This window comes from Hoeflea sp. TYP-13 (assembly GCF_040932035.1).
Classification (GTDB): Bacteria; Pseudomonadota; Alphaproteobacteria; order Rhizobiales; family Rhizobiaceae; genus Hoeflea_A.
In genome coordinates this window covers 925,365-947,595 of the sequence record NZ_JBFRBB010000001.1, presented here as the reverse complement: position 1 = coordinate 947,595, position 22,231 = coordinate 925,365, and the positions used below count along the sequence as shown (strand labels likewise).

Sequence of the window (22,231 nt, the reverse complement as noted above, 5' to 3'; positions counted from 1 at the left end):
GGAAAACACACATCGCGGACGACACGCTGCCGTCCGCGATGTGCATCCATTTCACTGATTGTCGATTGAACGCCTCACCCGGTCAGGCTCGGCAGCCAGGTTGCGATGCCCGGGAACATGATAATGACGGCAATGCCGACCAGAAACAGAACCACGAACGGCCAGGTCGCCTTGTAGACATCGCTGATGGTCATTTCCGGCACCACGGCATTAAAGGCAAACAGCGTGTAGCCGAAGGGCGGCGTGATCGCGCCGAGGGTGATGTTGATCAGGAACAGAAGCCAGAACCAGACCGGATCGAACCCGAGGCTTGTCACGACAGGCTGATAGATCGGTATGGTCAGAAGGATTACCGCAATCGTGTCGATGAACATGCATAGTACAAACGGCACCGCGAGCATGATGATCAGCATAATAATCGGGCCGAAGCCGAGATTGGCGACAAGCTGGACAAGCTCGCTGGTCGCGCCGGTAAAAGCGAGCAGTTGCGTAAACATCTTCGACATGACCATGATGGCGAGGATCATTGCCGAGACGGTGATTGACGCCATCACCGAATCCCCGATCATCTTCAGGCTGAGATTGCGGTAGATGGCTGCTGTGATGAGCGCGCCCAAAACACCGGTCGCAGCCGATTCCGACGGCGTCGCTATGCCCAGCATAATGAAACCCATCACGGAGAAAATGACGATCGCAAACGGCAATACGCGCACCAGCGCCATTGCCTGCTCACCGAAGGAAATGTCGCCGCGCTCAGTGCTGACATTGGCCGGTGCCAGTTTCGAATTCATGGCAATTCGTCCAAACACGTAGACCAGGAATATCCCGCCGAGCAGAAGACCTGGCATGACACCGGCGATCAGGAGTTTTGCAATCGAGACATCGGCAATGGACCCGACGATGATTGCCAGAAGACTTGGGGGAATGATCGGCGCCAGGCTTGCGCCGCTGACGATCAGACCGGCGGCAATATCGCGGTCGTAGCCGCGCGCCTGCATGCCCGGCATGATCGCACGCCCAAGCATGGCAGCGACGGCCATGGCGACGCCGGACAGCGCGCCGAATACGGCCGACAGAACGACGACGAGCACGTATTGGCGTCCGCGCACCCGGCCAACGAGCTTATCGATGGAATCGAACAGCACATCCATCGTTCCCGAGCGGAACAGCAACTCGCCCATCAAAATAAAAAGGGGTATGGAGGCCAGCGACGTTATGGACGCGGTGTCCAGAATGCTGTTGGCAAACATCGGATAACCGGCGGGTCCGATGATGAAATAGACACCGGTCAGGATGGCAAAGAGAAACGCCAGGAAAATCGGCGCGCCGGATAAAAACAGCGCGAACAGGATCGCGACACCGGCCAAAAGGGTAATATACCACTCCATCAGCCGGGCCTCTCAGCTAGAACGTCGTTTTGAACCCGCTGCGATGCCGGGGCATAACGCAGGAAATAGATCGAACTGAGCGCAAGACCGAAGGTAATGAAGCTCGAAATCCACCACTGGGGAACAGGGACAATCGCCAGGGTCTCGATGTTCTTGGTGTACTGGCGGATGTTTTCCTGAAGGCTGATATAGGCGGCAAAGCCGAGACAGCCAAAGCCGATGAGGTTGATGCAGGTGTGCATCGTGTCGGCAATTCTTTTAGGCACGATATCGACCAGAATTGTCACCGCGACGTGTCCTTTGTCCTTCGTGACTTTCGGCAAGGCAAGGAATATCGATGCGCACAAGGCGTATGACACGAAGTCGCTGACCCATGCCGTTGGCGCGTTGAAAAAGTAGCGGGTGACCACTTCGTAGACATAGGAAATGACGATGCCAATCAACCCGAACGCGGCAAGGACAGCCGCTGCCTGCGTAAGCCAATCGTGGATAGCAAAGAACCTGGCAAGAACTCTATTCATGGCGAATGTTGTCCCGTCGGCGCGGTGTGAGGCCTTTGATTCCAGCCTAGCGTGTCAGCCGGAAACATGTCCATTGCTGAAAAAGATCCGCCGTGGCAACCACGGCGGATAAGTCCAGGGAGTGATTTTACATGCCTTTCGAGGCGACGAAGTCCCGGAATGCTTCTCCGGTGGCTCCGGACTTTTCTACGGCAACTTCCATGGCGCGATCGGCAAACAGCTTGTTTGCTTCCTCAAGCGAATAGCCGATGCTGGTGGTCTTTGCTCCACCTTCAACCATCATCGCGTTTTCTTCTTCAAGCAACTTGTTGAAAACGCCGACCGTGTCCTGTTCCAGCTTGTGACCGGCCTCGAGCATGGCTTTCTGCGTGTCCGCGTCCAACGCATTCCACTTGTCCAGATTCATCATGATGAGATAGGACACTGTACCGAATGCTGGCTCGGCAAGATAAGGGGTAACCTCATGGAACTTGAAGCCGACTGCGCCGACGCTCGGCCAGACCAGCCCGTCGATCACACCTTTTTCAGCGGCTGAATAGAGTTCGCCAAAAGGAATGACCACCGCCGTTCCGCCAAGGGAACCTACAATCTTGTTGTATGAGGGCAGTGCACGGATTTTCATGCCGTCAAGCTTCTTGCCGGGATCCATTTCGTCCTTGAGGAAAAACCGGAAACCGGTTGTCGCCGTCGGGATGGACAGGACCTTCAGATTCTGGGTTTCCTGATAGTGCTTGTCCACCCAATCCCACACGCCGCTTGTACGGCGTTTTTCGATGTCGCCGTTCACCGCATCAATGGCGGCACCGATGCCGGTGGTACCGGTGTGATAGAGACCGTGTGTGTAGATAAGATCGAAAACACCCGATGAGACCGGCTGCAGCTGCTTGCCGCCCGGAACCACTTCAGGCCCGCTCGGCTTGATCGACACCTCGCCGCCGGTCATCTCTTCCACCAGCTTGATATAGCCATAGGCCATGTTGGCTGTGCCGGAGTGATTTGGACCCCACGCCGTCAACATCTTCATGTCCGCGGCGGTCGATGCGGCTGTCGAAACAGCCAATCCGACTGTTGCGGCTGCCAAAATTTTCAGAAGCTTGTTCATTTGTATCCTCCTATTTGCCGTTTGGATCGCAACTGTTCCCGCTGCTTTTTCCGATCCGGTCAACTGTCGGAAACTCCCGACGCTGTGGCCAATATTATGTAGTATACTACCTATTTTGTCAACCATTGAATTCATTGGGTAATTTTCGATTATCCATCAAAATCCACAATGCAGAATCGACGATGGGAGAATGGGACCGGTCGCGTTGATGACTAAAACGGCGGACGCAGACCGCTGCAACGGCCGATCAAAGCATCCTATTGATGGGATTGCTCTCCGGCCATCTCTTGAAGCCAGTCCTTGAAGGCAACAGCCGGCGCGTAATCGGTGCTCTCATTGGGCACCATGAGATAGTAGGCCGAACTGGTCGGAACGGATTTGTCGAAAATCACGCTCAATTCCCCCTGCCCGATCTCCTTGTTGATCAGAAATTTGGGCAACAGCGCCACGCCGAGCCCGGCCGCCGCGGCCTGTGCGGCGGTTGAGAACTGCTCAAACAAAAGCCCCTGGCGCTCGAATGCCGATACGCCGTTTGCCTCGAGCCAGTCCGCCCACGCCTGTGAACGGCTGGTCAGGTGCAGCAAGGGAGCTTGTGCAAGATCTTCGGGCTGCTTTATCTCCCGCTGCTCCAAAAACTGCGGCGAGGCGACGGGAACCGATTCCTCGCGCATCAAAAACGTGCTCACCGTATTCGGCCAGTCCGGCAGGCCGAAATGAATGGCGGCGTGAAGGCCCTCCTCGCCAAAATCGAACTGCGACAGCTTGGTTACGAAATTGACGGTGATCTCCGGGTTGCGTTCAAGAAACGAGGGAAAGCGCGGCATCAGCCAGCGTGTGCCGAAGGTCGGCAAAATGGCTATGTTCAACAGGCCGGCACGCGGATTCGTCTTGATGAACAGCGACGCGGTCTGTATCCGCTTCAGCGCTACGTTGATCTCCCGCGCATAGGCTCTTCCGGCATCGGTCAGGGTGATTTTCTTGTTGGCACGCCGGAACAGTTTCACATCGAGCTGGTTTTCCAGCGCCTGCACCTGCCGGCTGATCGCTCCCTGCGTCAGATTGAGCTCCTCGGCAGCAGCGGTAAAGCTGCCTGTTCGGGCAGCTGAATCGAATGCGATGAGCATACTGGTGCTGGGCAACAATCTTCTTGGATAGAATTCTTCCATTACCAAAAGTAACTAATTGATGACGATAAATCGTTTGAGCTTTCGCGCTCGACTGTAGACGATATGACCGTCATTGGGCAAGCATTGCAATAAAACCGGGCTTTTTGCGCAAATGCGAACCTGGACACAAACCATGCACATTGAATCCGACGGCAACATTGCTGCAAATAATAGGACTTTTGGTAATATGACAAAGCCTGAAAAATATGTCCCATCCGCACGGGAACAGGCGTTTTTGGACCAGGTTCAAAACGCGAAATACAACCGCGAGATCATTACCGGCATCAAAAAGTTCCTCACCGGCGATGTCCCGGACGATATGAAATCCTTCTACTCGCAGGGTGAACTGGACGCTCTGGCGGCGCTGGAAAATTCGGATCGCGACGTTCAAAAACGCATGCCGGTCAAGATCACGCGCCACTATTTCGAACAGGCCAAAAACAGCCTTCCGATGCAGGTTCTGATCAAGGCGAGCCCCAAGGAAACCGTGGATCTGGACGGAGCGGAAGACCCCGGAAAGCAGATGGATTACAGCCCGGTCGAGGGTTTGATCCACAAATACGAGCTTGGTCTTATCTATGTCGCTTCAACCTGTTCGGCCCATTGCCGGTTTTGCTATCGCGAAGAGCTGATAGCAAAAAAGGAAGTCACCAGGCCCGACGGAACCGTTGCCCCGAAGGGCCTTGCCCAGATCAGCGAACTCATCCCCTACATCAAAGAACACAACCGCCTTGTTGACGAAAATGGCGGCAGGCATCCGGATACCGGCCGTGAAAAGCTGCGCGAAATCCTGATGTCGGGCGGAGACCCGATGGTTCTCGGCAACAAGAACATTGCAGCCTGGCTTGCCGCCCTTGCCGAAGCCGGTATCGAATCCATCCGCATCGGCACGAAGGAACTGGCCTTCTTTCCGGACCGCTTTGACGATGCATTTCTCGACATGCTCGACCGTTTCCATGAAACCTATCCGGAAACCAATTTGCGCATCATGGTGCATTTCAACCACCCGGACGAGTTTTTGAAGAAAGCGGCGGACGGGTCCTATGTTGAAAATTCCAACGGCAGCCTGCAGTGGCTGGACAACACGCGAGAGGCGGTCAAGGGCCTGCGCCGGCGCAACTGGATCAACATCGACAATCAGGCGCCGATCATAAAGGGCATCAACAACGATCCCGATGCGCTTCGCATCATGCAGCGCGAGCTGAAGCGCAACGGCGTCGAGAACCACTACTTCTTCTGCGGCCGTGACATTGTCGGCCACAAGGCCTTCAACGTTCCGATCGAGGAAGCCTGGACAATCCTCAATGAATCGCAAAAGGGCCTGTCGGGCGTCGAGGCGCATGCACGGCTTTCCATCACCCACTATAAGGGCAAGACCGAAGTCGCTGCCGTCACCAACGAACCGATACCGGGGCTGCCGGGCGCTGAAAACGGCGTCCTCATCTTCAAGCTCCTGAGATCGGCGGCGGATGCACCGGACCGGGCCAAGGTGACCATCGTCGGACGCAATCCGGAAGCCATCTGGTTCAGCGGTTATGACGACCGGGTGCTTTTTGACGAGGCAGAGCTCTATTCCATGTACGGCATCAGCCTCAAAGGCCTGGAAAAGGCGGCATGACATTCGTCGTCACCGAAAACTGCATCCGGTGCAAATACACCGATTGCGTCGAGGTCTGCCCGGTCGATTGTTTTTACGAGGGGCCGAACTTCCTCGTCATCCACCCGGATGAATGCATCGACTGTGCAGACTGCGAGCCGGCCTGCCCGATAAATGCCATCGTCGCCGACAGCGATCTTAGCGACGAGCAAAGACGGTTCGCCGAAATCAACAGCGAGCTTTCGCAGATCTGGTCCAATATTGCGGAGCGCAAGGAGCCGATGCCTGATGCGGCCAAATGGGACGGGGTTTCGGGAAAACTGGAGTATCTGGAGCGATGACCGCAAAGACATCTTCAAAAAGCGCAATGCTGTTTGACCGCGCCCGGCGGGTTTTGCCGGGCGGCGTGAGCCGCAACACGCTGCTTTCCGATGGTCCGCTGCGCTATGTCAGCCATGGCAAGGGTTGCAGGGTCTTCGATGTCGACGGCACTGAGCGCCTCGATTTTGCAAACAATGTTGCGGCCCATATCCATGGCCACGCATATGAACCGATTGTTGAGGCCGTGGCCGAGCAGCTGCGGCGCGGAACGGCTTTTACTATGGCGACCGAAGCCGAAGTGCAGTTTGCAGAGCATCTTTGCGGACGCTCGCCTGCCTTCGACAAGATCCGTTTCGTCAATTCCGGCACGGAAGCGGTCATGGCGGGCATGAAAGCCGCCCGCGCCTTCACCGGCCGCCCAAAGATCGCCAAGGTCGAGGGTAGCTATCACGGCGCCTATGACTTCGCCGAGGTCAGCCAGGGTTCCACGCCTGAAAACTGGGGCGACGCAAACCACCCCCGAGCGGTTCCCCTCGCCCGGGGAACGCCGGAGGCCATTGCTGAGAACATGGTTGTTCTGCCGTTCAACGACGCGGAAAAAGCCATCGCAATCCTGGACGAACACAGGAGCGAGATCGCCTGCGTCATTGTCGATCCGGTCCCCCATCGCATCGGCATGATCCCGGTTTCCCAACAATTTGCCAAAGCTATGCGCGAATGGACCGACAGGAACGGCGTATTGCTCATGTTCGATGAGGTCATCACCTTCCGCAACGGCTATGGCGGCGTGCACACGAATCTCGGTGTCCGGCCCGACCTTGTTTCGCTTGGTAAAATGATCGGCGGCGGATTCCCGGTCGGTGCGCTGGCCGGACATGAAGACGTCATGGCCGTGTTCGAACAGGGCAAACAGGGATTGAGACTGCCTCTTGCCGGCACGTTTTCGGCCAATCCCGTCACGATGACGGCTGGCCTGGTGGCCATGTCCGCATATGATGAAGAAGGCGTTAGCCGGCTTAACGAACTCGGCGATTACGCCCGCGCTTGCATTACCGAGGCGATCAGCGTTGCTGACGTGCCCGCCAGCGTGGCCGGAGCCGGTTCATTGATGCGTATCCATCTGAAGGCGAACGCGCCCTGCAATTACCGCGAGGCGCACCCGTCGCCGAATGAAAAGCGCGCCCTTGGCACATTTATCACCGCGCTTTATGAGCGCGGCGTCATGTTGATCCACACAGGTTCCGCGGTTCTGTCGACGCCGATGGGTCACGCCGAGATCGACAGGCTTTGCGATGCGGTCCACGGTGCGCTTGTCGCGATAAGGCCGCTTCTCGAAAAGGGAGACGAGCCCGCGCCTCAGCATCCGCCCCGTTCCGCACAATCGCCGGAAGACGCCAAATCGATGGCTCACCAGGAATAGAACAGCACCGGTAATGAACGTGTTCCGCACCGAAAGGTTACGGATGCAGGCATTGATACTGCATGCGTGTGGATTGCCAATTTTGCAGACTTGTGAAGCGCTGATAAAACGCCTTCAACAACATGCAGTGGCGGTCTAACGAAGCAACGACGGACCTCCGCCTGAGATGGAGAGGTATAATGGAGTTCTTTTCCGGCCATATCGGTCGTGAAAGGGAGATTTCCGGACTTTTTTCGGCGACCTTTACTGCTTCTGAGGGCGCCGAGGAAGGTAAGATCATCGGCCGGCTGGTGGACGAGCTGATGGAGACAACACCGGATCAGGACCTGCTTGTATTTTCCGCATATGACGACCAGACACTTGTCGGCTGTATCTTCTTTTCCCGCCTGAACTATGAACAGGATGATCGCACGGTTTTCATCCTGTCTCCGGTTGCGGTAAAGACCGACCGGCAGAGGAAGGGTGTCGGACAGAAGCTGATCGCTTACGGGTTGGACGAATTGCGCCAAAAGGGAATTGATATTGCCGTAACCTATGGCGACCCAAACTATTATTCCAGGGTTGGGTTCCGGCCGATCACCGAAGAGTTTGCCCAGGCGCCTCTTAAATTGAACCAACCGCATGGTTGGTTGGGACTATCGCTGTCTGGCATGGAACAAGAGCCGTTGTCGGGTCCGTCTCGCTGTGTCGAGGCACTCGACAAACCAGAGCTTTGGTGACCAGCCGGTCTGGGCTCCATATATCCGTTACTCCCTTTCATATATGCGGGTCCTGACCTTAGGATGTCTGCAGGATCGGGAGATGTTCGATTGCCTAAAGATCAAAACGGATCGCCTGTTTTTGGCCTCTTGCCATTGCTGCCTATCTTGTCCGTCAATTTTGTCGGCACACTCGGCTTCAGCATCGTGTTGCCGTTCATGGTTTTCCTGGTCGCCAAATGGGGCGGGAATGCCATCATCTTCGGCGCTTTGGCATCAACCTATTCAGCCTTTCAGCTGATCGGCGCTCCGTTTCTCGGCAGGTGGTCCGACCGTATCGGCCGCCGCAGGGTTTTGCTCATAAGCCAGTTGGGTACGCTGCTGTCCTGGGTCATTTTCCTTGCAGCATTTTTCCTGCCTGCCGATGCGCTGTTCGAAGTCGATTCAGGAATTCTCGGCCAGTTCACACTGACATTGCCTCTCGTCATCTTATTTGCCGCCCGCGCCGCCGATGGCCTTACCGGAGGCAATGTGTCCGTCGCCAACGCTTACCTTGCCGACATCACCGATGAGGAGCACCGGGCGGAAAATTTCGGCCGCATGGCGATGTCGACCAATGCGGGTTTTATCCTTGGCCCTGCCCTTGCCGGTATCCTCGGCGCCACAATCTATGGCGAGGTCTTGCCTGTTATCGCCGCGCTATTGATCTCGGTTTTCGCCGCCTTGCTGATCGCGTTCGGTTTGAAAGAGAGCAGACAACAGCTGCTCGATTACAAGCCCGGCATGCCGAACGCCTGCAAGATTTTCGGACAGGAAACCAAGGAAGGCTACAAGCTGAGCGGCTGCGACGAGACTCCTGCCGGTGACATCATGAAGATACCGCAGATGCCGGCAATGCTTGCGGTGAATTTTCTTGTGATGCTGGGATTCAGCTTTTTCTATGTCGCCTTTCCAACCCATTCGGCCATTGGGCTGGACTGGACCGTTACCGACACCGGAACGTTCTTTGCCTTTTTGAGCCTGCTGATGGTGCTTGTTCAGGGACCGTTGCTTTCCGCATTGTCCAAATGGGTCCCGGACAAGACACTTGTCGTGACCGGAAGCCTGATTCTTGGCGGCGGGTTCGCTCTGCTTATCTGGAACCAGTGGGCATTTGTCTATAGCGCCGGTGCCTTGATAGCGCTCGGCAACGGCCTCATGTGGCCCACCTTTATGGCCATGCTTTCCAAACAGGCAGGCGATCAGCTTCAGGGAGCAGTCCAGGGCCTTGCGAGCAGCATGGGCGCGGCGGCCAGCATCGCCGGGCTGATTGGCGGAGGTTTGCTTTACACCTGGGTCGGATCGTGGGTGTTTGTATTTTCAGCGGTGACCATCCTCATCACTGCCGCCCTCACAACCGTGATCTCACGGCAGATTGCCCCGCCGTCAACTTTTTCGGCAAAAAGCAAGAGCGACGGCAAATCCTGATGGCCGAATTGGCCGTTGCAATATCAGCTATCCCGGCGGTCACGGGCAACATTGCGCAAGAGCGATAAAAAGCCTTCCTGCACTGCGGTGGGTTTCCAGTTCCGACGTGACGATATACCGATTGGCCGGGGCGTGTCACCCAGTTCAAACTCAATTTGGGCCAGCAGCCCCTGCTCGATATCGCCCTGCACCTGGTGGCGGGAAATAAACCCCAGATGGCGATCGTCCATCAGAAGGCGCCGCATCAGAATTGATGAACCGGATTCCACGAGATTGCCGGGAAGATCATTGCCGAGCGGCAAAAAGAGTGCGTCGAAATAATGCCGCGTCGGCGTTCCCTGTCGCGCAACAACCCAAGGATACCGGGACAGATCCTCCAATGAAACAGATCCCTTTTTAACAAGGGGGTGGGTTGGTGCTGCTATAATCGTCAGGACATCTGCAAACAGTTCCTCCTGCTCGATATCCTCTATGGGCACTGGAAACCGCAATGCCCCGACGAGAAAATCAATCTCACCGCTGCGCAACCAGCCCAATTGATCGTCATAGGGCCCGTCGACGACACGAATGCGTGTTTTCGGATTTTCCTGCCGGAACGAGGATATGGCGGCCGGTATGATAAACGACCGGGCAAGCGGCAGCGAACCGATGGCTATTTCACCGGCTTCAATGCCTTGCCAACTTGCCAGTTCGGTCTCCGCCTGGGCCAATTCCGCATATGCGAGCCTGGCGGACAAAGCCAACATCTCCCCTGCCCTTGTCGCCCTTATCCCGTGTGAGGTCTTTTCAAAGAGCGGCTGATCCGCGTCCATTTCCAGTTGCTTCACGGCCCTGTAAACGGTGGGCTGGGCTATACCGAACCTTCGCGCGGCAAGAGAATAATTCTCGGCATCGACCACCGCCAACAGTGCGGTGAGTTGCGAGTTGGACGGCAGATGGCGCAGCCGCAGAGCGGGCCGGACCCCGGACGCACCCATCAGAAAATCAATGGCGCGCGATACGCGGTTTTCAAAAATCCTGCCGGCTTCGGTAAGGAACATTCCCTGGTTTGTTCGCTCGAACAGAGAAACACCGAGCATTGCTTCAAGTTTGGCAATAGCCTGTGTCAATGCCGGCTGCGACAGGTGGATTTGACTCGCAGCCTGCGTTACGGACCCTTTCTCCGCAATCGACAGAAACGCTCTCAAGTGACGAAAATTGTAGTTCATCTGCGCTCTTTATCAGTGCGATGTGTTCATCGTCTATAGCTAAAACTTATCACACTGGTAAAGAATTCAACTGGCTTTCAGAATTCGCTGCGATCAAATGAAAGGGTATTCTCACACCAGGATCGAGCACCACGCACCTATGACCAGTAAAAAGACAGCTCTTGTGATCAGCGCCCATTCCGCCGACTTCGTCTGGCGATGCGGCGGGGCGATCGCCCTGCACGCCGTCAAACTCGGCTACGACGTGAGCGTTGTGTGTCTGTCCTATGGCGAGCGTGGCGAGAGCGCCAAGCTTTGGAAGCAGGACGGCATGACACTTGAACGGGTCAAGTCGGAAAGACGTGCCGAAGCCGAAAACGCCGCTCAGGCGCTGGGGGTCAAGGATATCCAGTTCTTCGACCTCGGCGACTATCCGCTTGATATGGACCGGGACGCCAAATTCCGGCTTGTGGACGTAATCCGCGCGGTGCAGCCGCAATTCATGCTCAGCCACTCGCACCACGATCCGTACAATACCGACCACGCCTATGCGACCCGCATAGCCATGGAGTGCAGGATGATCGCTCAGGCCTGGGGACACAACCCGGGCGAACAGGTCCTCGGCGCTCCGCAGCTCTATCTGTTCGAACCCCATCAGACAGAGCAGATGGGCTGGAAGCCCGACACTTTCCTCGACATCACCGACGTCTGGGACAGGAAACGGGCCGCCATCGAATGCATGCGGGGCCAGGAACACCTTTGGGACTACTACACGAACGCGGCACAGAACCGCGGCAACCACTTCCGGCGCAACTCAGGCGGACAGGCAGGTGGGAGAACAGCGCGTTATGCAGAGGGATTTCAATCGGTATATCCACGGACAATAGACGAGCTATAAAACCATGAATGATGTAGCACACCTGGCGCATATCGAGCTCTACACAAACAAATTCGATGAAAGCCTTGATTTCTTCACACGGGTCTACGGGCTGAGCGAGAGTGGCCATGAAGGCAACTCCGTCTACCTGCGGGCCTGGGACGACTACGAGTTCCACACGCTCAAGCTGACGGCGCATGAAACAACCGGCGTCGGCCACATAGCTTACCGGGTCAGTTCTCCCGAGGCGCTGGAAAGGCGGGTTGCGGCCATAGAAGAAATGGGTTGCGGCATCGGCTGGACCGATGGCGACCTGGGGCATGGCCGCGCCTACCGGTTCCGCGATCCGGCCGGTCACATCTTCGAGATTTACTGGGATACACGCCGCTACGAGGCGCCGCCGGAAGAAAAACCGGCTCTGAAGAACATTGCGCAACGCTTCCATGGGCGCGGGGTCGCACCCCGCAGGCTCGACCATCTCAACCTGCTTGCGCCGGATGTCGAAGCGATCCGGGATTTCATGACGAAGGCTCTCGGGAGCACGGTATCCGAACAGATCGTTCTTGATGACGGCACCCTTGCCGGATGCTGGTTCACGGTCAACAACAAGACCTATGACATTGCTTTCACGCGCGATCTTACCGGCGTGCCGGCCCGGTTTCATCACGTTACATATGCGGTCGACCAACGGGAAGATGTGCTCAGGGCCGCCGATATTTTCCTGGAAAACGATGTTTACATCGAAACCGGTCCGCACAAGCATGCGGTGCAGGGAACTTTCTTCCTCTACGTCTATGAACCCGCCGGAAACCGGGTGGAAGTGGCCAATGCCGGTGCCCGGCTTCTGCTGGCGCCCGATTGGGAACCGGTGATCTGGACCGAGGCCGAGCGCATGAAGGGGCAGGCCTGGGGATTAAAGACGATCGAAAGCTTCCATACCCACGGAACACCTCCTGTCGACAAAAAGGCGCAAGCGTAATGAGCATAGTCGTTCAGGACATCGAACGCGCCGGTCCGGATGTCATCGCCGGTCTTGCCGATGCGGGTGTGGCGACAGTGCACGAGGCGCAAGGCCGCAAAGGCCTCATGGCTTCCTATATGAGACCGATTTACCCGGGCGCCGCACTTGCGGCGTCCGCGGTCACCATCTCAGCGCCGCCCGGCGACAACTGGATGGTGCATGTGGCGATCGAGCAGGTGCAGGCCGGTGATGTTCTCGTCCTGGCGCCAACATCGCCATGCGACAACGGCTATTTCGGCGATTTGCTCGCAACGTCAATGCAATCGCACGGCGGGGCCGGTCTTGTTATCGATGCGGGTGTGCGCGATGTGCGCGACCTGACCGAAATGGGATTTCCAGTCTGGTCGAAGGCAATCTCGGCAGAGGGAACAGTCAAGGAAACGCCGGGTTCCGTAAATGTGTCCGTGGTCTGCGCCGGAGCCTATGTTGAGGCGGGCGACGTGATCGTTGCTGACGATGACGGCGTGTGCGTCGTGCGCAGAAAGGAGGCCGCACACGTACTTGAAAAAGCACGTGCGCGGCTGCAGGCCGAGGAAGAAAAGCGAAGCCGCCTCGCCGCCGGAGAACTTGGACTTGATATCTACGGCATGCGTGAGCGGCTCGAATTAAAGGGTCTGAAATATGTCTGAGGGCATTCAGGCCATGTGGATGCGGGGCGGCACCTCAAAGGGCGGCTATTTCCGGAAGGAGGATCTGCCCGCCTCCCCGGCCAAGCGTGATCAAATGCTGATGTCGATCATGGGGTCTCCCCATGCGCGCCAGATCGACGGGCTGGGCGGTGCCAACCCGCTGACTTCGAAAGTTGCCGTTGTCGGACCCTCCGGGCGTTCAGACGTGGATGTGGATTTCCTTTTCCTTCAGGTCTTTGTCGACCAGCCGATCGTCACGGACGCCCAGAACTGCGGCAATATCCTTGCCGGTGTCGGGCCGTTTGCAATCGAGCGCGGCTTCGTAGAGGCGCAGGACGGCGTTACGTGCGTGCGCATCTTTATGGAAAACACCGGTACTACAGCCGAAGCGCTGGTGAAGACACCGGGCGGCAAGGTCTCTTATAGGGGTGACACCCGGATCGACGGCGTGCCCGGAACCCATGCACCGGTGGCGTTGAATTTCAACGAAATCGCCGGCTCGACCTGCGGCGCGCTCCTTCCGACCGGCAATCCGGTCGATCGTATCAACGGGTTCGATGCCACGCTCATCGACAATGGTATGCCTTGCGTTATCCTTCGAGCAACGGATCTCGGCATAACCGGCTATGAGACCCGCGAGGCGCTCGAAGCCAATGACGCGCTGCGCAACCAGGTGGAGGCCATCCGGCTCGAAGCGGGCCTTGAAATGAATATTGGCGACGTGCGCGAAAAATCGGTTCCGAAAATGACGCTGGTCGCCGGACCCAAAAATGGCGGGACCATATGCACCCGCACCTTCATTCCTCACCGTTGCCATGCATCGATCGGCGTGTTCGGAGCCACCAGCGTTGCGAACGCAGCCATGTTGCCAGGCTCTGTGGCCCATGTAGTCGCTGACCTGCCGGAGGGAGACAAGAAGACGCTTGAGATAGAGCATCCCAGCGGCCAGACACCTGTGCTGGTCGAGCCGGGTCTGGACGGGGCTGCAATCAAAACCGGCATGCTGCGCACGGCAAGGAAGCTCTTTGACGGAATTGTCTTTCTGTAACCTTCCTCACTCCGCATTTCGCCGGGCTTCAGCGCGGAAGCCACGCGGTGTTTTCCCGGTCACATTCTCGAATGTTCGCGTGAACGCACTGCGGCTTTGAAATCCGACCTGCTCGGCAATGCGTTTCACCGGCAGTTCGGTTTGCTCGAGCAGCGAGCCCGCGCGCTTCATACGCAGGTCCCGCAGAAGTCTCATGGGACCACTGCCGTAGGCGGCAGAAAAACGCTCGGCAAATGACGAGCGGCTCATGCCGGCAGCGCTCGCCAGACTTTCAACACTGTGCGGATCCCCAGGCTTGTCGAGCATCAGACGCAGTGCGCTCCAGAGCCTCCCGTCGACGAGAACCGCCATCCAGTCCAGTGCCGGGTCGCGTGCCAGAAGCCGCTTGCGCAAAAGCCGGATCATGCATTCAAGCAGCAGCACCCTGATCATCGCCCGGCTGCCGAGTGCCGGTCTGGATAATTCCTGCAGAAGTTGCTCAATCGGGCCTGTCATCGCGCTGTCTGTTCCGACACTTTCAACGAGTGGCTCGCGCACCAGTTCCACCAGACCGTCGACACCGCGCAGGCCGACATTCACGCGGCTGCAGATCGCCAGCAATTTGGTGCCCGGGCGCGACGATGGATCACCTTGTAAATGCTGTGCAAGGCTGAGTTCAGCCGGACGGCATTTCGGGATGGGTTGGCCCGGTTCACCGAAGTTTCGCAAAGTGTGGGAGTGAAGCGCCGGTATCAGCACAAGTGATCCCTGCTCCACCCCGATGGACGGCCGGTCGTGCAGTATGATTTCCCCGTGCCCTGAAAGAATGTAGTGCAGCGTTGCCCCAGATAAACGCCCGAGCCCCAGATCGCATCTGCCGTTCAATTCGCACAGCGCAAACGGATCGGCTTCAATCTCCATCTCGTTGAAAACATGTTCAAACTTCATGGCATGATCATAGCAGCGGCTGGACTGAATAATACATTCCTATGCCTAAAAGGACATATTTCGGACAAAAAGGCACATTTTTGGGTGCATCCTTGAGGCATCACACAAGCCAGCAGGGAGAATGACCATGTGCGAACATCACAACCATAAAACCATCAACCGGCGCCAGGCGCTGAAAAGCGGCATCGCGGTGGCGGCTGCTGCGGCGTCCGCAACCACGCTGGCCGCGAAAAATGCCAGCGCCGAGGACGACCCCTATGCCGATCCGGCAAAGCCGGCCCTGCCGCCCAGCGACATGGAGCTCGACCTCAGCCGCGCCGCGCTTGTGGTGACCGATCCGCAAATCGACTTCCTCAGCCCCGACGGTGTGACCTGGGCCGTCGTCGGCGCGAGCGTCGAGCGCAATAACACCGTTGAAAACATCGAACGGCTGTTCAAGGCTGCTAAAGCCAGCGACCTGACCGTTGCGGTCTCGCCTCACTATTACTACCCGACCGACAAGGGGTGGCGGTTCGAGGGCGCTCTGGAAAAACTCATGCACAAGATCGGCATGTTTGACCGAAAAGGTGCTTTGACGACAGAAGGGTTCGAGAACTCGGGCGCCGACTGGATGCCTCAGTACAAGCAATATATCAATGACGGAAAGACCATCGTTACATCGCCGCACAAGCTTTACGGCAACGAGTCGAACGACCTTGCCCTGCAACTGCGCAAGAACGGGGTCGATCAGATAATCCTCGCCGGCATGTCCGCCAATCTGTGCACGGAATCGCATATGCGCGAATTGCTCGAGCAGGGATTTGAAATTGCTGTCATCAAGGACGCGACGGCTGCCGCGATGCTGCCTGAAGGCGACGGTTATCTCGCCGCGCTTACCAATTTCCGCTACATGGCCAATGCGGTGTGGACCACCGATGAGGTGGTGCAGAAAATCGACGAGGCAGGCTGACTTGCAGGCGTGCGCACCCATTGCGGTGCGCACGCCTTTTAAGCGCATTCCCCGGACAAATTGCTGCTGACAATAGGCTGTGGTGGATCCCGTACCGCGTGGCCCGAGTGCAGCGTGTCGCGAAAATGTTACCGCCGCGACGCTGGCGTTGCCCCGTACCGATGCTAGGCTTTGCTGTCTGGAGGATTTGCCGATGCGTTGGTTTTTGTCACTGATGTTCGCCGCCGCCACAGGCTCCATCGCACTGGCCGATGATGGTCCAAGACCATTTGCGTCCTTTGACCTCGCCGGTCCATCCGTTTTGAACGATCCGCATGATCTGGCTATCGGACCCGACGGACGGCTTTATGTCGCGGACAAATTCGGCTCACGGATCGCCGTGCTCGACGCCGATTCCCTGGAACTGGTCGAGGTGATTGCCGCGGGCCGGTTGCCGGGTGTCCATGATGTGTCTTTCGGATCTGACGGTCGTGCTGCCGTTGCCGTCACGGGCCTTGGTGCCGTCATGGTCTTTGACCGTCTCGAGGGAAGTGATCCGAAGCCATCCGCCATTCTCGCCGCGCCGCGCACCGAAGGGGCGGTGATCCACACGAACGGCACGATCTACGCAATGGCAAGCGGCACAGGCACACTCGTCGCCTACAAGGACGGCACGGCTGTAGCCGCGGTCCAGGGCCTTTTTGGTGCGCATGACGTTGCTGAGGACCGGGACGGCAATTTGTGGGTGGCCGATAATTTCAGTCGCCGGCTGGTCAAATTCGCGCCCGACCTGACCCTCCTGCAGACACTGGACGATCCGAAGTTCGGATTTGCCGGGCCGCGCTACCTCGATGTGGATCCGTTCGGACGGCTGGTAGTGGCCGATCAGGATGCGCACCGGGTGCTGTTGATTGATCCGGACGGGCCCAACGGCGGCAGCCTTCTCGGCGTTCTGGGCAGCGGCCTGCCGGGCAAGGGCCCAAATCTGTTCGATGATCCGGAAGGTGTCGCGATTGACGGCAACAACTACTACATCGCCGATTCCGACAACAACCGCATCGTCCGGTACACGATTGTCGTCAACTAAGCCGCATCGCCGCGGTCCATTCGCCACGGCTGCGATGAAAGAAATAGAGCAATTACCGAACCCGGAAAAAGGAGATACTCCATGACAAAGATCCTTTTGAGACTGTTGGCTATTGCAGCAGCAGCGGCGTTTGCAATGACAGTCGCCGGCGCCCAGGACGCCAAGCGAGGCATCACAAATGTGGCAGGTGACGTCTACCGGTTCCAGAATAATTTTCACTTCGGTCTTTTGGTGGTGACTGACGAGGGTGTCGTCCTGGTCGACACGATTAATACGGACGCTTCGCAATGGCTGAAAGACAACCTCAATACCATTACGGACAAACCAGTGACCCATCTGATCTATAGCCATAGCCACCTCGATCACGCCTCTGGCGGACAGGTGTTTGCAGATGGCATTGAGGTGATAGCCCATGCCAATGCGCCTGACGCCATCGACGGTGTTGCACCGACGAAGCGGTTCGACGACATTCACACGCTGAATATCGGCGGCAAGACGATTGAGCTTACCTGGCTCGGCGAAGGCCACGGAAAGGACCTGATCGCCGTTGTGGTGCGGCCGGAGAATGTCGCGTTCATCACCGATGCGGCATCGCCCAAACGGCTGCCCTTCCGGGACATGCCGAATTCCAACATCGACGGCTGGATCGACCAGGTGCGCAAGATTGAAACCCTCGACTTCGAAATATTCGCACCGGCCCATGGCAATGTCGGGGTTAAAGCCGACGCGATCGATGCGCGGATCTATATGGAAATGCTGCGTGCCCAGGTGCTGACCGGTCTCAAGGCCGGAAAAAGCGTCGACGAACTGGTATCGACCATCATGCTCGATGATTTCAGCGACTGGGGGCAATACGACACATGGCGCGAGCCGAATATTCGCGGCATGGCCCGGTTCCTGACCGAAAGCGGACAGGTGAACTAAGATTTGCGGGCCTGAGCCTGTCATACGCAGCCAGATGCCGTGACGCCCGGCCCGCTTCATGCCGGTTTCTTCTGCCAACGCCCGGTAACTCAGCTCGCCCCACACAGGCAAACAGCGATGCTGATTGCATGAATCATTTCACCGGCTTACGAAACATGATGAAGACTGCGAATGACGTTGTTCACAAACTGAATCATGCGGCACGGCCGATGCGCAATGCGGGAGACCGCTTCCGGCTCATCACCGGTTGCGTGCGGGAGCGCTGTTGAAACCTTCACGGTTGCCCAATGTGCGTTCAATCTCCAGGCCAAAGCTGAGCAGTCGCTCATCGGTTCCACTGGTGCCGCAAATCAACAGGCTTGTCGGCAGACCTTCGGTATCCGTTCCGTTGGGCAGGGCGAGCCCCGGCATATTGAGAAAATTTCCGAGCGATGTGTTGCGCAACACTTTCAGGTTGGTCTTGTGGAACAGCTCTTCGTCAGCTTCCAGCGGTTTGACCTCAGGCGCAGTGATGGCCGTTGTCGGCATTGCGATCAAACCGTCATCAACGAACTGTGCCAGCTCCTTTGCGAGCGCTTCCCTTTCACGGCTGAGCGTTATGACGTCCGCAGCCGACATCGCCTTGCCGCCCATAATGCGGGAGACGACCCGCGCGTCGATTTTCCGAACGGACGATCCGTCAACCAGATGGCGGTGCTCCGCATAGGCATCGGCCGCCGTGATCGTACCGTGGTCCTGCGCAAGCTGCGCGGTTTTTCTGAAGATTTCCGAAGGGCCTCGAATGATGCGCGCACCGGCCGCCTCGAGCTGATTGATACTGTCACGGAAATTGGCTTCGACCGCCGGTTCGAGATCGTCCAGCACTACGGCTTCGGGAACGCAAATCTTCAGGCCGGAGATGGATCTGCGCCGCACCCCAGTTGTTACCGCACCGCGCAGGACGGCATCCAACAGCACGCAGTCCTCCACGGAACGGGCCAGCGGGCCAACCGTATCCAGTGTACGCGACAGCGGGAAAACCCCTTCCTTGCTAATGCGCCTCTCACTCGGCTTGTAGCCGACAATACCGTTGAACGAAGCCGGTATGCGAATTGAACCGCCCGTATCCGTACCAATGGCGCAGGGAACATAACCGGCCGCCACCGCCACCGCCGAACCGGACGAAGACCCGCCCGGAACACGCGGCACACCGTTGCTGTGAGGATTGTGCGGCGTTCCGAAATGCGGGTTGAGTCCGAGACCGGAATAAGCAAATTCTGTAAGATTCACCTTGCCTAATGTCACCATACCGGCGGCCGTCGCATTTGAAGCGACTGGCGCATCGATCCGCGCCGGTTCGCTTCCCCGATAGATATTCGAGGCAGCAGTTGTGCGCTGCCCGGCAAGGTCCACCAGATCTTTCCAGGCAATGGGAACACCGTCCATCGGTGACAGGGGCTGGCCTGATGCAAGCCGCTTTTCAGCCGCCCTCGCCTCGGCCATGGCGCGTTCGTGGGTGAGCGCAATAAAAATGTTGCCGGATCTGCCGGCTTCAGCCTTTTTCAAAAGGTGTTCTGCCAAGGCGACAGGGCTCGCCTCGCCTGCCGCAAGCGCACGCCCGACGGCGGCCGCGGAACGGGAAGACAGTTCTTCCAGATCAACCATGATACTCAACTCCATCGACGGCCGGTATTTCGGTACCGCCCTTCATTCGTTCCGCCAACGCAAGGAAGGCTTTCAAGGATGCACGTATTCTGGCTTCTTCAATGCCGCGCGTAATGAACACCAAACGCGATTTGCGGCTCTCATCCGGCCATCGCACCAGATGAAGCGGCGGGTGAACCATGTGCTGCACGCCGTGGATAACGACCGGCGTTTGGCTTTCGTGAACATTCAAAATGCCCTTAACCCGCAAGATCCTTTCCCCATGGGCGTGCAGCAGCGCGGTCAGCCAGATACCGAAGGCGGCCCAGTCGATCCGGTTTGCAAACTCGATCGTAAAGGCCCGTGCCGAACCGGATTGGTTGCTGTGGTCATGCTGATGGCCGTGCGAATGGCTGGTATTTTCAAACCAGTCTGCAACCTCCCTTGCCCGCCCTTCTTCCGTGCCGACATCGCGGGCAAAAAGGCTGGAGGCCTCGAAGCCGGAGCCGATCGTCCGGCGTGTCGGTGCGAACGGGTTCAGCCGCCTAACCTCGTTTTCAAGCAGATCCGTTGCAGGCTCATCCGCCAAATCGGATTTGGTGATCAGGATCCGGTCGGCAACGGCAATCTGCTTGACCGCCTCGGGCTGTTGTTCAAGCGCGCGCAAGCCGGTAACGGCATCGACCGTGCACAGGATGTTCCCAACACGGAAATGATTGCGTATGACAGGTTCGGCAAGCAACGTCGAGACGATCGGCGAAGGGTCCGCCAATCCGGTCGTCTCGATGAATACCCGCCGAAACGGTTCGATCTGTCCCGCCGCCACATTGTCCTGCAGCGCGCGGATCGTCTGCTGGAGATCGGACCGGATCGTACAGCAGACACAGCCGTTTTCGAGCAGAAGAACCCCTTCTTCCACTTGCTCAAGCAGGATGTGGTCGAGGCCGACTTCGCCGAACTCGTTGACGATCACGGCCGCATCGGAGAAATCCGGATGCCGCAGAATTTCCTTAAGCAGCGTGGTTTTTCCCGAACCGAGAAATCCCGTGATGACATTGACCGGGATCATCGACGCACCTGCGCAAGGTCTTGAAGATAGCCCTCGTCCAGCGGATCGACCGGTGTGCCGGAAAGACGCTCTATCGCCGTCCAGACGGCCTGAAGATCATCGACGATTTCCCGCCGCCCGGTCGGCGAAGAGACGACATAGCTCGCCGCCTGAAAATCACCGACCTTGATGCGCCGGGGTTCCAGCACCGCATTGATGAGTTTGGTCCGTGCGATCCGCTCCGAGCGCACTGTCGGAGCGGCCATTCCGGTAAAGGCCTGCCGGTGGGCCGATATTTCCGTCCAGTGGACGATGCCCAGCAATCCGCAAAGACCGCACATGTTTTCAAGCTCCCGATCGGTTACGCCGCGCGCGGTGAGCGCCGGGTGAAGTCATCGGCGATCGCGTCGAATGTGGTGAACTTGACGCCCGGATGGCTGATGATGTGGTTGTAGAGACGCTCGAGCATCAAAAGGACCTGCGGCTTGCCCGATACATCCGGATGGAGCGTGAAGGTGACGACGCCGTAGTCCATTTCGCGGTAGACCCAATCGAACTGGTCGCGCCACATTTCTTCCAGATGCCGTGGATTGACGAAACCGTGGCTGTTGGGCGCCGCCTTCATAAACATCATCGGCGGCAGGTCGTCCAGATACCAGGAGGCCGGGATTTCCACGAGATCGGTCTCATGACCGCGCACCAGCGGTTTCATCCATTCTTCCGGATGCTTGGAATAGTCGATCTTGGTCCAGCTGTCTCCGACCCGCACATAGTAAGGCTCGAAATCCCGGTGCATGAGCGAGTGGTCGTATTTGATGCCTTTCTTGAGCAGCAATTCGTTGGAGACCGGTGAAAACTCCCACCAGGGTGCGACGTAACCGGTCGGGCGGCGGCCGCAGAGCTTTTCGATGAGGTGAATGGATTTATCCATCACCGCTTCTTCCTGTTCGGGCGTCATGGCAATCGGATTTTCATGGCTGTAGCCATGCATGCCGATCTCATGGCCTGCCTCGACCACTGCACGCATCTGCTCGGGAAAGGTTTCGATGGAGTGTCCCGGGATGAACCAGGTCGTCTTGATGCCCCAGCGATCAAACAGTTTCAAAAGGCGCATCGAGCCGACTTCGCCGGAGAACAGTCCCCGCGAAATATCGCAGGGGCTGTCTTCACCCCCGTATGAACCGAGCCAGCCGCCGACAGCATCCACATCGACACCAAAGGCACAAAAAATTTCCTTAGCCATTTTGACTTC

The 22,231-nt window shown here is 57.6% G+C and carries 22 protein-coding genes; 12 read left to right on the top strand and 10 right to left on the bottom strand.

Annotation, left to right across the window (positions count from 1 at the left end; all coding sequences use genetic code 11):
• Positions 1-74: 74 nt before the first annotated feature.
• The 4 genes from ABVT35_RS04400 to ABVT35_RS04385 form a co-directional block, all read right to left on the bottom strand.
• Positions 75-1,388: a TRAP transporter large permease subunit gene (locus ABVT35_RS04400; protein ID WP_368465063.1), complete on the bottom strand. Its 1,314-nt coding sequence runs from the start codon at positions 1,386-1,388 to the stop codon at positions 75-77.
• Positions 1,388-1,909 (bottom strand): TRAP transporter small permease, encoded by a 522-nt coding sequence (locus tag ABVT35_RS04395; RefSeq protein WP_368465062.1) that lies wholly within the window; start codon positions 1,907-1,909, stop codon positions 1,388-1,390. Before ABVT35_RS04395 ends, ABVT35_RS04400 begins: the two co-directional genes overlap by 1 nt.
• Positions 1,910-2,036: 127 nt before the next feature.
• Positions 2,037-3,011: a TRAP transporter substrate-binding protein DctP gene (gene dctP / locus ABVT35_RS04390; protein WP_368465061.1), complete on the bottom strand. Its 975-nt coding sequence runs from the start codon at positions 3,009-3,011 to the stop codon at positions 2,037-2,039.
• Between the two features lie 257 nt (positions 3,012-3,268).
• Positions 3,269-4,177 carry a LysR family transcriptional regulator gene (locus tag ABVT35_RS04385; protein ID WP_368465060.1) on the bottom strand — a complete coding sequence of 303 codons (909 nt, stop codon included), beginning with the start codon at positions 4,175-4,177 and terminating at the stop codon, positions 3,269-3,271.
• Between the two features lie 187 nt (positions 4,178-4,364).
• Between ABVT35_RS04385 and ABVT35_RS04380 the strand changes: the two genes are divergently transcribed.
• The 5 genes from ABVT35_RS04380 (at position 4,365) to ABVT35_RS04360 (ending at position 9,680) form a co-directional block, all read left to right on the top strand.
• On the top strand, positions 4,365-5,795 hold the full coding sequence (locus tag ABVT35_RS04380) for a KamA family radical SAM protein (RefSeq protein WP_368465059.1): 1,431 nt from the start codon (positions 4,365-4,367) through the stop codon (positions 5,793-5,795).
• Positions 5,792-6,115 (top strand): ferredoxin FdxA, encoded by a 324-nt coding sequence (gene fdxA / locus ABVT35_RS04375; RefSeq protein WP_368465058.1) that lies wholly within the window; start codon positions 5,792-5,794, stop codon positions 6,113-6,115. Before ABVT35_RS04380 ends, fdxA begins: the two co-directional genes overlap by 4 nt.
• Positions 6,112-7,515 (top strand): aspartate aminotransferase family protein, encoded by a 1,404-nt coding sequence (locus tag ABVT35_RS04370; RefSeq protein WP_368465057.1) that lies wholly within the window; start codon positions 6,112-6,114, stop codon positions 7,513-7,515. The genes fdxA and ABVT35_RS04370 overlap by 4 nt, the downstream gene beginning before the upstream one ends.
• 179 nt (positions 7,516-7,694) lie before the next feature.
• Complete coding sequence (locus ABVT35_RS04365) at positions 7,695-8,234, top strand: GNAT family N-acetyltransferase (RefSeq protein WP_368465056.1); 540 nt, start codon at positions 7,695-7,697, stop codon at positions 8,232-8,234.
• A gap of 90 nt (positions 8,235-8,324) precedes the next feature.
• The gene (locus ABVT35_RS04360) at positions 8,325-9,680 is read left to right on the top strand and encodes an MFS transporter (protein ID WP_368465055.1); all 1,356 of its coding nucleotides are present in this window, start codon (positions 8,325-8,327) and stop codon (positions 9,678-9,680) included.
• Between the two features lie 23 nt (positions 9,681-9,703).
• On the opposite strand, the gene ABVT35_RS04355 is transcribed toward ABVT35_RS04360, so the two are convergent.
• Positions 9,704-10,888: a LysR family transcriptional regulator gene (locus ABVT35_RS04355; protein ID WP_368465054.1), complete on the bottom strand. Its 1,185-nt coding sequence runs from the start codon at positions 10,886-10,888 to the stop codon at positions 9,704-9,706.
• Between the two features lie 139 nt (positions 10,889-11,027).
• Between ABVT35_RS04355 and ABVT35_RS04350 the strand changes: the two genes are divergently transcribed.
• From ABVT35_RS04350 to ABVT35_RS04335, 4 genes are read left to right on the top strand one after another with little or no spacing between them, the layout of a single operon-like run.
• The gene (locus tag ABVT35_RS04350) at positions 11,028-11,765 is read left to right on the top strand and encodes a PIG-L deacetylase family protein (RefSeq protein ID WP_368465053.1); all 738 of its coding nucleotides are present in this window, start codon (positions 11,028-11,030) and stop codon (positions 11,763-11,765) included.
• Positions 11,766-11,769: 4 nt separating this feature from the next.
• The gene (locus ABVT35_RS04345; RefSeq protein ID WP_368465052.1) at positions 11,770-12,723 is read left to right on the top strand and encodes a catechol 2,3-dioxygenase; all 954 of its coding nucleotides are present in this window, start codon (positions 11,770-11,772) and stop codon (positions 12,721-12,723) included.
• A complete protein-coding gene (locus ABVT35_RS04340) occupies positions 12,723-13,394 on the top strand; it encodes a 4-carboxy-4-hydroxy-2-oxoadipate aldolase/oxaloacetate decarboxylase (protein ID WP_368465051.1) in 672 nt (223 codons plus the stop codon). The genes ABVT35_RS04345 and ABVT35_RS04340 overlap by 1 nt, the downstream gene beginning before the upstream one ends.
• Positions 13,387-14,442: a 4-oxalomesaconate tautomerase gene (locus tag ABVT35_RS04335; protein ID WP_368465050.1), complete on the top strand. Its 1,056-nt coding sequence runs from the start codon at positions 13,387-13,389 to the stop codon at positions 14,440-14,442. The genes ABVT35_RS04340 and ABVT35_RS04335 overlap by 8 nt, the downstream gene beginning before the upstream one ends.
• A 6-nt stretch (positions 14,443-14,448) precedes the next feature.
• On the opposite strand, the gene ABVT35_RS04330 is transcribed toward ABVT35_RS04335, so the two are convergent.
• Positions 14,449-15,369, bottom strand: coding sequence for a helix-turn-helix domain-containing protein (locus ABVT35_RS04330; protein WP_368465049.1), 921 nt, complete (start codon positions 15,367-15,369; stop codon positions 14,449-14,451).
• Between the two features lie 127 nt (positions 15,370-15,496).
• On the opposite strand from ABVT35_RS04330, the gene ABVT35_RS04325 reads away from it, so the two are divergent.
• The 3 genes from ABVT35_RS04325 (at position 15,497) to ABVT35_RS04315 (ending at position 18,308) form a co-directional block, all read left to right on the top strand.
• Complete coding sequence (locus ABVT35_RS04325) at positions 15,497-16,318, top strand: cysteine hydrolase (RefSeq protein WP_368465048.1); 822 nt, start codon at positions 15,497-15,499, stop codon at positions 16,316-16,318.
• A gap of 193 nt (positions 16,319-16,511) precedes the next feature.
• The gene (locus ABVT35_RS04320; RefSeq protein WP_368465047.1) at positions 16,512-17,384 is read left to right on the top strand and encodes an NHL repeat-containing protein; all 873 of its coding nucleotides are present in this window, start codon (positions 16,512-16,514) and stop codon (positions 17,382-17,384) included.
• 81 nt (positions 17,385-17,465) lie between these two features.
• Positions 17,466-18,308 (top strand): MBL fold metallo-hydrolase, encoded by an 843-nt coding sequence (locus ABVT35_RS04315; protein WP_368465046.1) that lies wholly within the window; start codon positions 17,466-17,468, stop codon positions 18,306-18,308.
• A 240-nt stretch (positions 18,309-18,548) separates the two neighbouring features.
• Here ABVT35_RS04315 and ABVT35_RS04310 read toward each other — a convergent pair whose 3' ends face one another.
• The 4 genes from ABVT35_RS04310 to ABVT35_RS04295 are packed head-to-tail and all read right to left on the bottom strand — an operon-like array spanning position 18,549 to position 22,222.
• Positions 18,549-19,952: an amidase gene (locus ABVT35_RS04310; RefSeq protein WP_368465045.1), complete on the bottom strand. Its 1,404-nt coding sequence runs from the start codon at positions 19,950-19,952 to the stop codon at positions 18,549-18,551.
• Positions 19,945-21,000: a GTP-binding protein gene (locus ABVT35_RS04305; RefSeq protein WP_368465044.1), complete on the bottom strand. Its 1,056-nt coding sequence runs from the start codon at positions 20,998-21,000 to the stop codon at positions 19,945-19,947. Before ABVT35_RS04305 ends, ABVT35_RS04310 begins: the two co-directional genes overlap by 8 nt.
• Positions 20,997-21,320 carry a hypothetical protein gene (locus tag ABVT35_RS04300; RefSeq protein WP_368465043.1) on the bottom strand — a complete coding sequence of 108 codons (324 nt, stop codon included), beginning with the start codon at positions 21,318-21,320 and terminating at the stop codon, positions 20,997-20,999. Before ABVT35_RS04300 ends, ABVT35_RS04305 begins: the two co-directional genes overlap by 4 nt.
• A gap of 20 nt (positions 21,321-21,340) precedes the next feature.
• Positions 21,341-22,222, bottom strand: coding sequence for a polysaccharide deacetylase (locus ABVT35_RS04295; protein WP_368465042.1), 882 nt, complete (start codon positions 22,220-22,222; stop codon positions 21,341-21,343).
• Positions 22,223-22,231: the final 9 nt, after the last annotated feature.